General features: G+C 40.4%; 17 protein-coding genes and 1 pseudogene. 15 read left to right on the top strand and 3 right to left on the bottom strand.

Annotated elements, in window-relative coordinates:
- The first annotated feature begins 161 nt into the window (after window positions 1-161).
- The 4 genes from MHI16_RS12305 to udk are packed head-to-tail and all read left to right on the top strand — an operon-like array spanning window position 162 to window position 3,682.
- Window positions 162-827, top strand: coding sequence for an O-methyltransferase (locus MHI16_RS12305; RefSeq protein WP_058014580.1), 666 nt, complete (start codon window positions 162-164; stop codon window positions 825-827).
- Window positions 824-1,753: a peptidase U32 family protein gene (locus tag MHI16_RS12300; RefSeq protein WP_061408746.1), complete on the top strand. Its 930-nt coding sequence runs from the start codon at window positions 824-826 to the stop codon at window positions 1,751-1,753. The genes MHI16_RS12305 and MHI16_RS12300 overlap by 4 nt, the downstream gene beginning before the upstream one ends.
- A gap of 20 nt (window positions 1,754-1,773) precedes the next feature.
- Window positions 1,774-3,042, top strand: a complete 1,269-nt coding sequence (locus tag MHI16_RS12295; RefSeq protein ID WP_058014582.1) for a U32 family peptidase — start codon at window positions 1,774-1,776, stop codon at window positions 3,040-3,042.
- Window positions 3,043-3,049: 7 nt separating this feature from the next.
- Window positions 3,050-3,682, top strand: a complete 633-nt coding sequence (gene udk, locus MHI16_RS12290) for a uridine kinase (protein ID WP_024423106.1) — start codon at window positions 3,050-3,052, stop codon at window positions 3,680-3,682.
- Between the two features lie 52 nt (window positions 3,683-3,734).
- Here udk and MHI16_RS12285 read toward each other — a convergent pair whose 3' ends face one another.
- The gene (locus tag MHI16_RS12285; protein ID WP_058014583.1) at window positions 3,735-4,082 is read right to left on the bottom strand and encodes an Ig-like domain-containing protein; all 348 of its coding nucleotides are present in this window, start codon (window positions 4,080-4,082) and stop codon (window positions 3,735-3,737) included.
- Window positions 4,083-4,719: 637 nt separating this feature from the next.
- On the opposite strand from MHI16_RS12285, the gene greA reads away from it, so the two are divergent.
- The 3 genes from greA (at window position 4,720) to MHI16_RS12270 (ending at window position 7,719) form a co-directional block, all read left to right on the top strand.
- Window positions 4,720-5,193, top strand: coding sequence for a transcription elongation factor GreA (gene greA / locus MHI16_RS12280; RefSeq protein ID WP_012010706.1), 474 nt, complete (start codon window positions 4,720-4,722; stop codon window positions 5,191-5,193).
- A gap of 50 nt (window positions 5,194-5,243) precedes the next feature.
- Entirely contained in the window at window positions 5,244-6,986 is a 1,743-nt protein-coding gene (locus MHI16_RS12275; protein WP_342497976.1) for a penicillin-binding protein 2, read from the top strand.
- 67 nt (window positions 6,987-7,053) lie between these two features.
- Window positions 7,054-7,719 carry a YrrS family protein gene (locus MHI16_RS12270; protein ID WP_050943687.1) on the top strand — a complete coding sequence of 222 codons (666 nt, stop codon included), beginning with the start codon at window positions 7,054-7,056 and terminating at the stop codon, window positions 7,717-7,719.
- 36 nt (window positions 7,720-7,755) lie between these two features.
- Here MHI16_RS12270 and MHI16_RS12265 read toward each other — a convergent pair whose 3' ends face one another.
- Window positions 7,756-7,959, bottom strand: coding sequence for a YrzA family protein (locus MHI16_RS12265; RefSeq protein WP_034620637.1), 204 nt, complete (start codon window positions 7,957-7,959; stop codon window positions 7,756-7,758).
- Between the two features lie 186 nt (window positions 7,960-8,145).
- Between MHI16_RS12265 and MHI16_RS12260 the strand changes: the two genes are divergently transcribed.
- From MHI16_RS12260 to MHI16_RS12230, 7 genes are all read left to right on the top strand, one after another.
- On the top strand, window positions 8,146-8,787 hold the full coding sequence (locus tag MHI16_RS12260) for a class I SAM-dependent methyltransferase (protein WP_003216751.1): 642 nt from the start codon (window positions 8,146-8,148) through the stop codon (window positions 8,785-8,787).
- 15 nt (window positions 8,788-8,802) lie between these two features.
- Window positions 8,803-9,498 carry a 5'-methylthioadenosine/S-adenosylhomocysteine nucleosidase gene (gene mtnN / locus MHI16_RS12255; RefSeq protein ID WP_050943689.1) on the top strand — a complete coding sequence of 232 codons (696 nt, stop codon included), beginning with the start codon at window positions 8,803-8,805 and terminating at the stop codon, window positions 9,496-9,498.
- A gap of 46 nt (window positions 9,499-9,544) precedes the next feature.
- Window positions 9,545-10,468, top strand: coding sequence for a cysteine synthase family protein (locus tag MHI16_RS12250; protein ID WP_058014587.1), 924 nt, complete (start codon window positions 9,545-9,547; stop codon window positions 10,466-10,468).
- Window position 10,469: 1 nt separating this feature from the next.
- The gene (locus MHI16_RS12245; protein ID WP_058014588.1) at window positions 10,470-11,618 is read left to right on the top strand and encodes a bifunctional cystathionine gamma-lyase/homocysteine desulfhydrase; all 1,149 of its coding nucleotides are present in this window, start codon (window positions 10,470-10,472) and stop codon (window positions 11,616-11,618) included.
- 72 nt (window positions 11,619-11,690) lie between these two features.
- Window positions 11,691-11,921 carry a YrhC family protein gene (locus tag MHI16_RS12240; protein WP_041815772.1) on the top strand — a complete coding sequence of 77 codons (231 nt, stop codon included), beginning with the start codon at window positions 11,691-11,693 and terminating at the stop codon, window positions 11,919-11,921.
- Between the two features lie 446 nt (window positions 11,922-12,367).
- A complete protein-coding gene (locus tag MHI16_RS12235) occupies window positions 12,368-12,502 on the top strand; it encodes a YrzI family small protein (protein ID WP_012010698.1) in 135 nt (44 codons plus the stop codon).
- Window positions 12,503-12,668: 166 nt separating this feature from the next.
- Window positions 12,669-12,824 carry a hypothetical protein gene (locus MHI16_RS12230; protein WP_223250656.1) on the top strand — a complete coding sequence of 52 codons (156 nt, stop codon included), beginning with the start codon at window positions 12,669-12,671 and terminating at the stop codon, window positions 12,822-12,824.
- A gap of 43 nt (window positions 12,825-12,867) precedes the next feature.
- On the opposite strand, the pseudogene MHI16_RS12225 reads toward MHI16_RS12230, so the two are convergent.
- Window positions 12,868-12,942: pseudogene (locus tag MHI16_RS12225) on the bottom strand (YjcZ family sporulation protein); the annotation flags it as partial.
- Between the two features lie 318 nt (window positions 12,943-13,260).
- Between MHI16_RS12225 and MHI16_RS12220 the strand changes: the two are divergent.
- On the top strand, window positions 13,261-13,863 hold the full coding sequence (locus tag MHI16_RS12220) for a methyltransferase domain-containing protein (protein WP_058014589.1): 603 nt from the start codon (window positions 13,261-13,263) through the stop codon (window positions 13,861-13,863).
- Window positions 13,864-13,955 lie beyond the last annotated feature (92 nt).

Here is a 13,955-nt window from a genome sequence, read left to right as displayed (position 1 = left end):
TTTTTTTCGTTGGAATATCCATTTTATAGGTTCGCAATGTCCACTTCTTTGTGGTAAAATATATCGGGTTGTTTTACTTAGATGAACGAAAGATTGACGAGAAAGAGAGCTGCAACAGGCAGGACTCTTCTTTTTCAGGTCATGAAGGAGCTAGACAAATAATGACTATCGAAGATGATCAAATGAATGATTATATTGAACATTTAATTCACCCAAGTCCTGATGCAATCGCTCAATTAGAGGCATATGCAAAAGAGCATCATGTGCCAATTATGGAAAAGGTGAGCATTGAACTTTTACTGCAGCTGCTGTCGATGAAAAAGCCGAAGAAAATTCTTGAGGTTGGAACAGCAATAGGCTACTCCGCCATTCGAATGGCGACAGCTCTACCAGATGCTGAAATTTTTACGATTGAGCGAAATGCAAAACGCTATGAAGAAGCGACACGGAACATTGAGGAATTAAAGTTAAAAGAAAGAATACACGTGTTCTTTGGTGATGCCATAGAATCGGCTAAAACAGTCCAAACGATGGCGCCCTATGATGTGATCTTTATTGATGCCGCAAAAGGGCAGTACAAACGTTTTTTTGAGCTGTTTGAACCGATGCTTGCTCATGACGGAATGATTATTACAGACAACGTATTATTTAAAGGTTTAGTGGCAACGAACTATGAAGAAGAAATAGAAGATAAAAGAAAAAAACAATTAATTGGAAAAATTGATCGATACAATCAATGGCTTATGTCAAACCCCGATTTCCAAACGTGTATTATTCCAGTTGGAGACGGGATCGCCATTAGTACTAAAAGAGGTGACCAATCATGAAAAAACCAGAATTGCTTGTGACGCCAAGCAAGGTGTCAGATGTACTGCCATTAATTGAGGCGGGAGCTGATGCATTCTTAATAGGCGAACAAACATACGGTATTCGTCTTGCAGGCGAGTTTTCAAGAGAAGATGTGAAACAGACGGTTGAGCTTGCACATAAGCATCACAAAAAAGTGTATGTGGCGATGAATGCGATTTTTCATAATGATCGTGTGCAGCTGCTTGGAGATTACTTAACCTTTCTCGATGCATTAAACGTAGATGGCGTCGTCTTTGGAGACCCAGCTGTGATCATGGCCGCTAAAGAAACAGGGGTAAGCCTGAATCTCCACTGGAGTACAGAAACGACTGGGACAAACTATTACACTTGTAACTACTGGGGCAGAAAAGGCGCAACGCGTGCTGTTCTTGCCAAAGAACTGAACATGGACAGTGTCATCGACATCAAAGAAAATGCCGAGGTGGAAATCGAAATTCAAGTCCATGGCATGACATGTATGTTCCAATCAAAACGTACGCTCATTGGCAACTACTTTGAATACCAGGGCAAACAAATGGACGTCGAAGGCAGAAATATGGAGGAAGGACTATTCCTTCATGACCAAGAGCGTCAAAACAAATACCCTATTTTCGAGGATGCAAACGGCACTCATATTATGAGTCCAAATGATGTGTGTATGATTGACGAATTAGAGGAATTTGTTGATGCAGGCATCGACTCATTTAAAATTGACGGAATTTTAAAGTCACTTTTTTATATGACAGAGGTGACGTCTTTATATAGAAAAGCAATTGATTTATTAGCGACTGACAAAGACGCGTATGAAGATCAGAAAGAGGACTGGGTGAAGCGGATTGAAGAGATTCAGCCAGTGAATCGTTCAATTGATACAGGGTTCTTCTTTAAAGAAACGGTTTATTAATATAAGAGGAGGCAGAGGAAATGGCACTATTGAAAGATGGTATTTCTGAAATGATTGACGGGAAACGTGTCATTACAAAAAAACCAGAACTGCTTGCACCAGCAGGAAACTTGGAAAAGCTGAAAATTGCTGTACATTACGGAGCAGACGCTGTCTTTATAGGCGGAAAAGAATTTGGACTTCGTTCAAATGCCGATAACTTTTCAATTGAAGAAATGGCTGAAGGTGTCGCATTTGCAAATAAATATGGTGCACGAATCTATGTGACAACGAATATCTTTGCCCACAACGAAAACATGGACGGGCTGGAGGAATACCTTCAAGGGATTGAAGGCGCTGGAGTAGCGGGCATTATTGTGGCTGACCCGCTGATTATTGAAACGTGTAAACGTGTCGCACCTAAGCTTGAAGTTCATTTAAGCACACAGCAATCTCTTTCGAACTGGAAAGCTGTTCAGTTTTGGAAAGAAGAAGGGCTTGAGCGTGTGGTGCTTGCTCGCGAGACAAGTGCGCTGGAAATTAGAGAAATGAAAGAAAAGGTCGATATTGAAATTGAGACGTTCATTCACGGTGCGATGTGTATTGCTTACTCTGGCCGCTGCGTGCTCAGTAACCATATGACAGCAAGAGATTCTAACCGCGGGGGCTGCTGCCAATCCTGCCGCTGGGATTATGATCTTTATAAACTAGAAGGTTCTGAGGAAGCGCCATTATTTGGAGAGGAAGACGCACCATTTGCGATGAGTCCAAAAGACTTAAAGCTTGTCGAATCCATTCCTCAAATGATTGAAATGGGAATTGACAGCTTGAAAATCGAAGGACGAATGAAATCAATTCATTACGTGGCAACTGTCGTGAGTGTGTATCGCAAAGTCATCGACGCCTATTGTGCGGACCCGGACAATTTTGTCATTGAGCAGGAATGGTTAGATGAATTAGATAAATGTGCAAACCGTGACACAGCACCAGCCTTTTTCGAAGGTGTACCGGGAACGGATGAGCAAATGTTTGGCATTCATGGAAAGAAAACGACTTTTGATTTCGCAGGTCTCGTTCTTCATTATGATGAAAAAGAACAAATCGTCACATTGCAGCAGCGTAACTTCTTTAAAGCAGGGGACGAAGTCGAATTTTTCGGGCCAGAAATTGAGAATTTCACATGCAAAATTGAGACGATTTGGGATGAAAAGGGAAATGAACTAGATGCCGCTCGTCATCCACTGCAAATCGTCAAATTCAAGCTCAATCAAAAAGTATACCCTAGCAACATGATGAGAAAGGGGAAATAACAGGCACATGAGGAGTAAACCAGTTGTCATTGGAATTGCTGGCGGCTCGGGTTCAGGTAAAACGAGCGTCACCAATTCAATTTATGAAAAATTTAAAGGACATTCCATCCTCATGCTTCAGCAAGATTTATATTACAAAAATCAAAGTCATATGCCATTTGAAGAGCGCCTGCTTACGAACTATGATCATCCGCTCGCATTCGACAATGACCTGATGTTTGAGCATTTGGAACAGCTCTTAAGGTACGAATCCATTGAAAAACCAATATATGATTTCAAGCTCAACACACGTTCAGAAGAGACTGTCCATGTTGAACCAAAGGATGTTATCATCGTTGAAGGCATCTTTGCACTAGAAGACGAACGCCTAAGAGATTTAATGGATATTAAACTGTATGTTGATACAGATGCAGATCTGCGCATCATTCGCCGCATTTTACGCGATACGAAAGAAAGAGGCCGTTCAATCGATTCTGTCATTGAACAGTATGTATCTGTTGTCAGACCGATGCATAATCAATTCATTGAACCGACTAAGCGATACGCCGATATCATCATCCCAGAAGGCGGCCAGAACCATGTGGCGATCGACTTAATGGTGACAAAAATTCAAACGATTCTTCAAAACCGAGCAGAGTAAATGGTGGAGAAGAAAAAGACCTTTACATTGTAAAGGTCTTTTCAACATCATATTAATAAACAGTCACGAAAACTTGTCCTAAGACAGATGATCCTTTATAAAGAGTGATAGTGGCTTTACCAGTTGAATGAGCGGTCACTAGTCCACTAGAGCTAACAGAAGCTACACTCTGGTTATCTGTCCAATAACGTGTAGCTGCAGAATCATAGACAGAGTAGCGCTCACCAACTCTTAAAGGTAAACTGTAATTTTGAATCGAAATCACATCTAAAGTTTGAAATCCAGAAGAACTGCTATTGACTGTGACATCCGCTGTTTCTTTGGCCGAAGCCATGCCCATTAGTGAAAAAGATAATGTAGAGATGGATAGAACAGAAACAATTGTTTTCTTCATGTTCATTTAAAACACTCCCTAGCATGTATTTGGTCTTGCATTGATAGAATTCAACAAAAACCAAATATTTCCTTGTTAATATTTGTTAATTATGTGTGAACTTTTATTAAAGCAGCATTCTCAGAAAGAATCTTAAGGGTTTGATATGATAATAAAACAATGAAGAAAAGAAGAGATGGAGAAATCACTACCACATAGCGAAAGAATGAAGTTAAAAAAGTATATTAAAAAAACGACAAACAAATCATCACAAATTTTCAAACAATTCTTGATCAAAAAGCAATTTTGTAATAATATAGCATAGACATATCGTACACTGACCATATTATGTATTGGAAGATGGAGAATGGATAAGCTATTCTTCTACATATGATCGAAATGGCGAACGAGGTACAGGAGCTTCCTGTGCCTTTCCACAGTTTGTGCGATGGAGATAGATCATCTTTGGACCACTGATAATGGTTCTGTCTGAAAAAAAGGCATAATAGTTGCATCTAAAAGGGACGCCATGTAAGATGGACTTTTACAAATATGGGACAGAAGGAATGAGGGCCTGAAAAAGTCCTCATTCTTGTATATTTCAGTCGTCACTCACGTGCAGAAAATATGTATGATGAGGATTAATAGAAGGAGTGAATGATTCATGGCACAAGAGAAAGTATTTCCAATGACAGAAGAAGGAAAACTTAAGTTAGAAGAAGAGCTTGAATATTTGAAAACGGTTAAACGTAAAGAGGTTGTAGAGCGTATTAAAATTGCGAGAAGCTTTGGAGACCTCTCTGAGAACTCGGAATATGATTCTGCTAAAGAAGAGCAAGCGTTTGTAGAAGGGCGTATCACTACGCTTGATAATATGATTCGCAATGCCAAAATTATCGAAGATGAAGGAAACTCAAATATTGTCTCACTTGGTAAAACAGTCACTTTTGTTGAATTACCAGACGGAGAAGAAGAATCTTACACAATCGTTGGAAGTGCAGAAGCTGATCCGTTTGAAGGAAAGATTTCAAACGATTCACCAATTGCAAAAAGCCTGTTAGGCAAACAAGTAGACGACAAAGTAACCGTTCAAACACCTGGCGGAGAAATGTTCGTCCAAATTGTAAAAATTTCATAATAACGTTTATACGATAAACACCTCGTCCACAATAAGGACGAGGTGTTTTTATGCGCAAAAAACGTAGAATTCAATGGACAGGTGCTATTATTTTTATGCTGTTGCTCGGTCTTCTCATGAGACTGGCAGAAATTCAACTGTTTTTCACAGAATCTTTTTCAAAGCTTGATATCAATTTAATACAAGAAAGTGTCAAACAGCGTACAGAAGAAGTGGTCATTTCAGATGGCCGCGGTGAATTTTTAGATCGAAACGGCGAGGCGCTTCTCACAAAAGAACAGCCTGCGGTGATCTTATTTCCTTTCCTGCAATATGATCTTCCTCATTTAAAACAAACCGCCTCTATTCTTGAGATGGAAGAAGATGCACTCAAAAAACAGCTGACAGAAACCAAAAAACCTCTGATTCTCAAAGATGACATCACGAAAAAAAAGCTGAAAGACATCAATGATATGAAATATTCAGGTGTGTACGGCGTATATATGAAAGAGAAGGACAAAAAAAGACTTGCCCTCCACACATTAGGCTTCACGAGTGAGAATCCAGAATTGCTCAGAAAGCGTTATCCTGACAAAAAAGAGCTTTCCATCCGTACAGAAATCGGCACTTTTGGGCTGGAAAGTACCTTTGACGAATTTTTATTACCCGAGCAAGACACAAAATTGTTATATCATGTGGACGGAAGGGGAAACCCTTTGTTTGGGATGGACGTCAAATATACAGCAGAGGCTCATTCATTTTATCCTCTTCAAGTTCAAACAACAATTGATGAAAACATGCAAGCTGAAATGGAGAAGGTACTGAAAGACCAGGGCGTCGAAAAAGGCGGGGCCGTTCTGCTCGACATTGAAAGCAGCAGTGTGCTGGCGATGGCAAGTATGCCAAACGTCACAAGCAAAAACCGGCATGAAGCAAGAAATTACATGCTGACTGCCATGGCACCAGGCTCTGTCTTTAAAACCGCTGTACTTGCCGCAGCAATCGAAAAAACCCTCGACCAGCCACAAACGATGTATGACTGTCGAAAGAATTTATATGGAGAGCCAGAAGGAACGCAGGAAGTGCTGAATCTGTCTGAGAGCTTTTCGCAGAGCTGTAATTATACCTTTGCAACACTTGCTGACAAGCTGATCCAAACAGATGATCAAATCATTGAAAAGACGGCTGCAAAGCTTGGACTCATTGATCGAGCTGGCTGGGAAGGGGATGTCTATCATAAGCAGCATTTCAAACAGTTTGATCGTGAAGAAACCGGCAATGTGTGGGGGGATAAAAGAGACAAGCATGTTAAAAAGGCTATTGCCCAAACCGCAATAGGGCAAAAAAATGTCAAAACGACTCCTTTGCAAATGGCCAATATGATGGCGTCGATTGCAAGAGGCGGAGAACGAAAAGAAGTGAAAATCGCTGAAAAAGTGCTGTATCAAAACGGAACAACGATGCTAACCTTTCAAAACAAACGACCAGAAGGGGGCAGTATTGACCGCTATACAGCACAAAAACTGCAAAAGTACTTAAGGCAGGTGGTAACGTCTGACAAAGGAACAGGAAGAAGGTTTCGAGACCTTCCATTTGATGTGGCGGGGAAATCAGGCACTGCCCAAACTGGCAGTAAAGATAAAAAGGGGAATCCGCTTTATCATAAGTGGTTTGCTGGATACTTTCCGGTGGAAAAACCAAAATATGCTCTTGTCGTTGTTCACCTTGATGAGACAAGTGGCCGGGCTAAGACAAATGATGCGTTTTATGATATTGTAAAAAAGGTCAACGAAATTGAAAAGAAACAGACATAGAACATCCCTTCATGTCATGTTAAAATAGTAACGACTTAGGGAACAGAGGCAAAGGAGTGCAGAGATTTTGAGTAGAAATTCTCGATTTGAACATCGTGATAAGCGCAGAAAGGCCAATATGGTGCTTAACATATTAATTGGTATCGTTGTGGTGCTTATTTTGGTGGTCGCAACGAGTTTATTAATTTTTAATAAACCGAAAGACACAGATGTAGCGAAAGAACCATCTAAAACAGCGCCTGCAACAAGTGAAAATAAACAAAAATCAGATGAAGATGTGAAAGATCAAAAGAAAGACACATCCGATGATTCAGATGCAAAAAAAGATGACTCATCTGATCAAGACGACGATGCGAAGAAGTCAGATGATGAAAAAGAGCCTAATAAAGATGCGTTAAAAGACGCCAAAGAAACAGATGGCGGCAAAACGAGTGACGTAGACAAAACATACGAAAGCGATGACTGGGAGCCTGTAGGAACAGAGCAATCCGGTTCACATACAGCAACCTATGATTCTAACTCAAAAGACTGGAAAGAAATGATGAAAGCCATGTCCTATGCAACGGGAATTTCAGAAGATCAAATGACAGTTCTTTGGTTAGGAAATAACGGAGGCCCTCAAGATGCAAAGGGAACCATCCGTGACAAATCAACAGGCGAACGCTACCGCGTGGAAATCACATGGGTAGATGAAAAAGGCTGGAAACCTGTAAAGGTTGAAAAATTAAAATAAACATGAAAAAAAGATAGCAGCCATGCTATCTTTTTTTTAGATATTCGCCTTAAAATGAACAACCGCTGTATACAAAATCCGGTCATCGATCACAGTCGTTTGATGACTGACAGAATGAACGGTCAGCAAGATTGCCTGATTATGTTCAATTTGTTTTTGGATCTTTTGTTCAAGTTCTTTTAAAGACGATGCTTCAAAGAATTCAATTTTATCCTTTAGAAAATCCAACTGAAAATCCATTTGATTCACCTCTCCATACTCTTCATTCATCTTAATCTCTCTCCTCTAAAAGAGCAAATATTTTTCTACCCCTCCCAGTATTTTTTAGTAGGAAAGAAACTGAACATGTGGTAGGATAGGAACTGTTCGACGGATTAAAACATACTATACGCATAGGAATAAATAGATAAAGTGGAGGGAAAGAAAATGGGACGTGAGTTTCTTTCTTTATTTGATCATTGGGCTGACTCTTATGACGACACGGTAAGTGGTCATGATGAGCAGTATGAAGAAGTGTTTCGCCGGTATCCGGTTATTTTAAAAGAAATTGTTCTGCGTGCAGGTCAAGATGTTCTTGAGTTTGGAAGCGGCACGGGGAATTTAACAGCGGCACTGCTCGCAGCTGATAAGAACGTATTTGGCGTTGAACCATCAGACGCCATGAAGAAAGCGGCTCTTCAAAAGGGAATACCCGATGTGATTCATGATGGGGATTTTTTATCATTTCCAGCGCCGCCATTTGAGCCGGATACAATCGTCAGTTCATATGCTTTCCACCATTTAACGGACGAAGAAAAAAAACAAGCCATTCACACCTATAGCAACATCCTTCACTCAGATGGTAAAATAGTCTTTGCTGATACAATGTTTCAAAATCAAGCAGCACATCAAGCTGAAATTGACAAAGCGAAAGCGTCAGGATTCGATCAGCTTGCTGAGGATTTAGAAACAGAATATTATCCATCCATCGATGTGCTAAAGCAAATCTTTGAGGAAGAAGGTTTTAGTACGTCCTTTCATCAAATGAATGATTTTGTTTGGATCGTAGAAGCGAAGAAAAGGGAATGAAAGGATGTTTTTGATTTGAAAATCGCAGTCATAGGTGCAATGGAAGAAGAAGTGACGATATTAAGAGATCAACTAAAGAATGCTACACAAGAAAACATCGCTGGGTGTGAATTCACAACAGGTGTTTATGAAGATAAAGAAGTGATTTTATTAAAATCAGGGATTGGAAAAGTGAATGCAGCGGTCAGCACAACACTTCTGCTTGACCGCTTTCAGCCGGATTATGTGATCAATACAGGATCAGCTGGCGGTTTCCATCACACATTAAATGTAGGGGATATTGTCATCTCTACTGATGTTAGACATCATGATGTGGATGTCACGATCTTTAATTACGAATACGGACAAGTACCAGGATTGCCAGCTGCTTTTGTTGCAGACGAAAAGCTTGTGAAGCTGGCAGAGGAATCGGCTTTAGAGATCGATCATATCCAAGTGGCAAAAGGAACGATTGCAACCGGAGATTCATTTATGAATGATCCGGATCGTGTAGCGTTTGTGAGAGAGAAGTTTCCAGAGCTATATGCGGTGGAAATGGAAGCCGCAGCCGTTGCACAAGTTTGCCAGCTCTTTGGAACGCCATTTGTTGTCGTTCGAGCGCTATCTGATATTGCAGGGAAAGAATCCAATGTCTCATTTGATCAATTTCTTGAACAAGCAGCGATTCACTCAACCGACCTTGTCTTGCGTATGATAAAGCAAACTCAATAAAAGAAGGGGATTCCCCCTTCTTTTCCATACAAAGGAAGGGAATCATATGGCTGTCATAAAGGATATTACAGAATTAATTGGCCGCACACCGCTTTTAAAACTGTCAGGGGTTGGCATCCCGGAAGGTGTAGAGGTATATGCAAAGCTTGAAATGATGAATCCGGGTGGAAGTATTAAAGATCGTTTAGGTGATATGCTCATAAGAGAAGCATTGGCATCTGGTAAATTGCGCCCTGGCGGAACCATCATTGAAGCAACTGCTGGAAACACAGGCATTGGGCTTGCCCTTAGTGCAAGAAAGCATCAATTGCGTACCATTTTTTGCGTACCAGAACATTTTAGTCAAGAAAAACAACAGCTCATGAAGGCGCTCGGTGCAGAGATCATTCATACACCAAGAAAAGAGGGCATGAAGGGTGCGATTGATCGAGCCCTTGAACTAGAGGCAAGCCTTGGCAATGCCTATTGCGTTTTACAATTTAAAAACCAAGTAAATCCATTGACTTACTATAAAACACTTGGTCCAGAGTTATGGTCTGATTTGCAAGGAAACATCGATATATTCGTTTCAGGAGCGGGTTCTGGCGGAACTTTTCAAGGGTGTGCTGCCTATTTAAAAGAGCAGCATCCGGCGTTAAAAACAGTTGTTGTCGAACCTGAAGGATCGATTTTAAATGGAGGAGATCCGGGTCCGCATAGAACGGAAGGAATCGGCCTTGAATTTATCCCAGATTATATGGAATCTGCTTTATTCGATGAGATATATACCGTCAGTGATGATGATGCTTTTAAAATGGTGAAAGAAGCTGCTGAAAAAGAAGGCGTTCTCATCGGGAGTTCTTCGGGTGCAGCGTTGTTTGCCGCTTTAGAAGAAGCGAAGAAGGCAGCACCTGGGACAGTCATCGTCACCATTTTTCCTGACAGCAGTGAACGGTACTTAAGTAAAGGTATTTATGAGGGAGGAAAATAAAATGAAACGAAAAACAATGATGATACACAGCGGAACAACTGGTGATGAAAAAACAGGCGCTGTGTCTGTACCTATATACCAAGTGAGCACCTATAAGCAGCCGAAAGCAGGCGAGCATACAGGATATGAATATTCAAGAACAGCGAATCCAACAAGAACAGCACTAGAAACCGTCATTCGTGACCTTGAAGGAGGAGCAAACGGCTACGCATTTGGTTCAGGAATGGCTGCCATTACGGCAGTGATGATGCTGTTTAACAGCGGAGATCATATTATCCTGACAGATGACGTATACGGCGGAACGTACCGCGTCATCACAAAGGTACTCAATCGTATTGGTATTCAAGCGACCTTTGTTGACACAAGTGATCCTGAAGCAGTGAAAAAGGCGATTTTACCTGAAACAAAAGCGGTTTACATTGAATCACCAACCAATCCTTTACTCAAAATGACTGATCTCAAAGCGATCGGCCAATTGACAAAAGAAGCCAACATCTTAATGATTGTTGATAATACATTTTTCACACCTTATTTCCAAAGGCCGATTGAATATGGGGCGGACATTGTCCTGCATAGTGCCACTAAATATTTAGGCGGCCACAGCGATGTCGTAGGCGGGCTTGTGGTAACAGCGACAGAAGAGCTTGGAGAAGAACTGCATTTTGTTCAAAATTCTACAGGTGGAATTCTTGGACCGCAGGATTCATGGCTTCTCATGAGAGGAATCAAAACGCTTGGACTAAGAATGGAAGCACATCAGCAAAATGCACAGAAAATCGCTGAGTTTTTAGAGAAACATCCAGCAGTGACACGTGTTTATTACCCAGGTCTTGATGCTCATCCTGGACATGAACTTGCAAAAACGCAAGCATCAGGCTACGGCGGCATGATCTCTTTTGATATTGGAAAAGAAGAACATGTCGATGTCTTTTTAAGTCAGCTTAAGCTGTTTACGATCGCAGAAAGCCTTGGAGCGGTTGAAAGCTTAATCTCTGTTCCTGCTCGTATGACTCATGCGTCCATTCCAAAAGACCGCCGCGAGGAGCTTGGCATCACTGATGGGTTAATTCGTATATCCGTCGGGATTGAAGATGTGGATGATTTACTGAATGATATGAAGCAGGGACTAAATGCACTAGTGAATGGATAGATTTACATGCCACTACCTTTCTTTTACTATGTTAAGCTATCAATAGACATGTTAAACAGGAAGGTGATTCAAGTGAAGAAAAAGTGGAGTGGTTTAGTGACAGATTACAAGCAGTACGCTTTTATTTTGCTTGCTGTCAGCACCTTTTTATATATTGGTACGATCATACCAAACCAACACATCGAAGCATCTCCAAAAATGCTGATGATGGGAATTGATTGTGTTTTCTTATTAGCAGCTTTTCTTTGTGTGAGACGCGCGATCTTTTTTCAAAAGAAACTGCAAGAACTAGATGAAGATTAATTCGAAAAGTCTCCTCATATACGTGAGGAGGCTTTTTTTTGATTGTATTGGACAATCGGACAAGAATCACTGTAGAAATTTAGTCAAACACACAAAATTCATCTATTTTACTAAAAACAGGTTTACAAAATGGTGCTTGCTGGATATACTAACAAAGTAATTAAAAACGTAAAGGAGGCTGAAGAATATGTTATTCGTATCTACTTGTGATCAATTCAACAACAATTTCATCATGTCATCAGCCTGTGGAAGAGCTCGTGTCCTTCCTTTACCTTATACGGTGCACACGCTTCAAAACTGTTAAAGTAAACGAGGATTTTACGTATCATCCATTGCAGGTTGGAAGACACTGTCTTTTGATCTGCATTTTTGTGCCCGCAGGTCAACTGACAAAGAAGATCTGCGGGCTATTTCGCGTGCTGCGAACTGAAGGGAGGTGAGCGTATATGACAATCCATTTATTTTTTATCACATTGACGATCCGACGAAAATACAAAGACATTGAAACGGTTCTTTATGAACAACAAGTCGAAACATTTTATGAAGAAATGAAGCAGAAACAACTAAAGTATATGAACTAAAACACGAAAAGAAAAATTGAAAAAGGAGGAGATTGACATGTTTATGATGCTTGCAATGCTTGATTGTTATACGATGGAGAAGGACCAGGTTTAGACACGCTCCACATTGATCATCTGCACATATGATATCCGTAAAAGGAGATTGTGAGGTGATCAACGAATGTCGATGTCACCATATATGAGGTTTCCGTCAGTGGGGCACGGATATACATCCATTCCGCATTCCTTAAAGCATGGATACGGTAATCCGTACCGAATGCAAAGAGAGCAAGAGGAAATGCTCAGACAATATATGTATCAGTACCGAGCTTATTGGTATTAAAGAAAAGGAGCAGGAAACGTTATCGTTTCCTGCTCCTTTTACATTAGCAAATCCAGCTTGCACCGATGATGATCAACAAAATGAACAGTACAACAAGCAATGCGAATCCGCCTGCAAAGCCGCCACCGTAACCACCGCAGCCTCCAGCATAACCTCCACCAAAGCCCATAATCTAGCACCACCTTTATCTAATCAAGATACATTCATAAAATATGCAGCTCATGCAGAAAACGAAATCAATCTAAGCACAATTAATGAAAACGCCTATGTAGATGAAAATTTTTTTAAGTTCTGCGAAACATTTTCTGAAAAGGTGCCGTCTAATCAATAACAAATAATTAGGACTAGGTCTTAAACTTTGTTAGGTGAGAGCCGATATGAAAAGTAAGAAAATTCGTAAATAGTTTTATTTACTGGTGCAAAGCAGGTGTTAACATTGATTCAAAGCTGGATTGGAAAACAAATGAGGGAACCAAAAGGCTTGTTCTCAAAATGGGTTGCCCGCTATATGGAAAAAAATCATCATAATATCAATGAATGGACGATTCAACTCTTAAATATACAAGAAAATGACCGGATTTTAGAAATTGGTACTGGAAGAGGCATGACATTATCGAAGGTAGCAGAGAAACTTGATCGCGGTAAAGTATATGGAGTGGATGCCTCTCGTCATATGATCAAATATGCAAAAAGAAAACATAAGAAGCTTGTGGAACAGGATAAAGCCGTCTTGACTCTTGGTAAAGCCGAGCATTTACCATTTGAAGATAGATCTTTCAATAAATTATTTACGGTGCAGACCATTTATTACTTGAAGGATATTGAGCAAGTCATGAAGGAAGTGTACCGTGTTCTTCAAGTGGATGGAGAAGTATTCTTATCTTTCCAACAGCAGGAACTGATGAAGGAACAAAAGCGGTCACATTCTTTTTCATCGTATAGTGAACAAGAGATTAGCCGACTATTTTCAGCGTATCACTTTAGAGAAGTTTCGGTTTATCACTATGATACATACATCTGTATCAAAGCGTTAAAATGATGAAAATATTTCCCAGGTAATGAACAAGCATTCACAAAGAGGCTCTTCGTGAGAGGAGCTTCTTTGCGTGTAATTGAATCATGTTTGAACGA

It is taken from the genome of Bacillus sp. FSL K6-0923 (genome assembly GCF_038630825.1).
In the GTDB taxonomy this organism is placed as follows: domain Bacteria; phylum Bacillota; class Bacilli; order Bacillales; family Bacillaceae; genus Bacillus; species Bacillus pumilus.
Note: the sequence above shows the minus strand (reverse complement) of the source record. Positions and strands in the feature narration are given on the sequence as shown.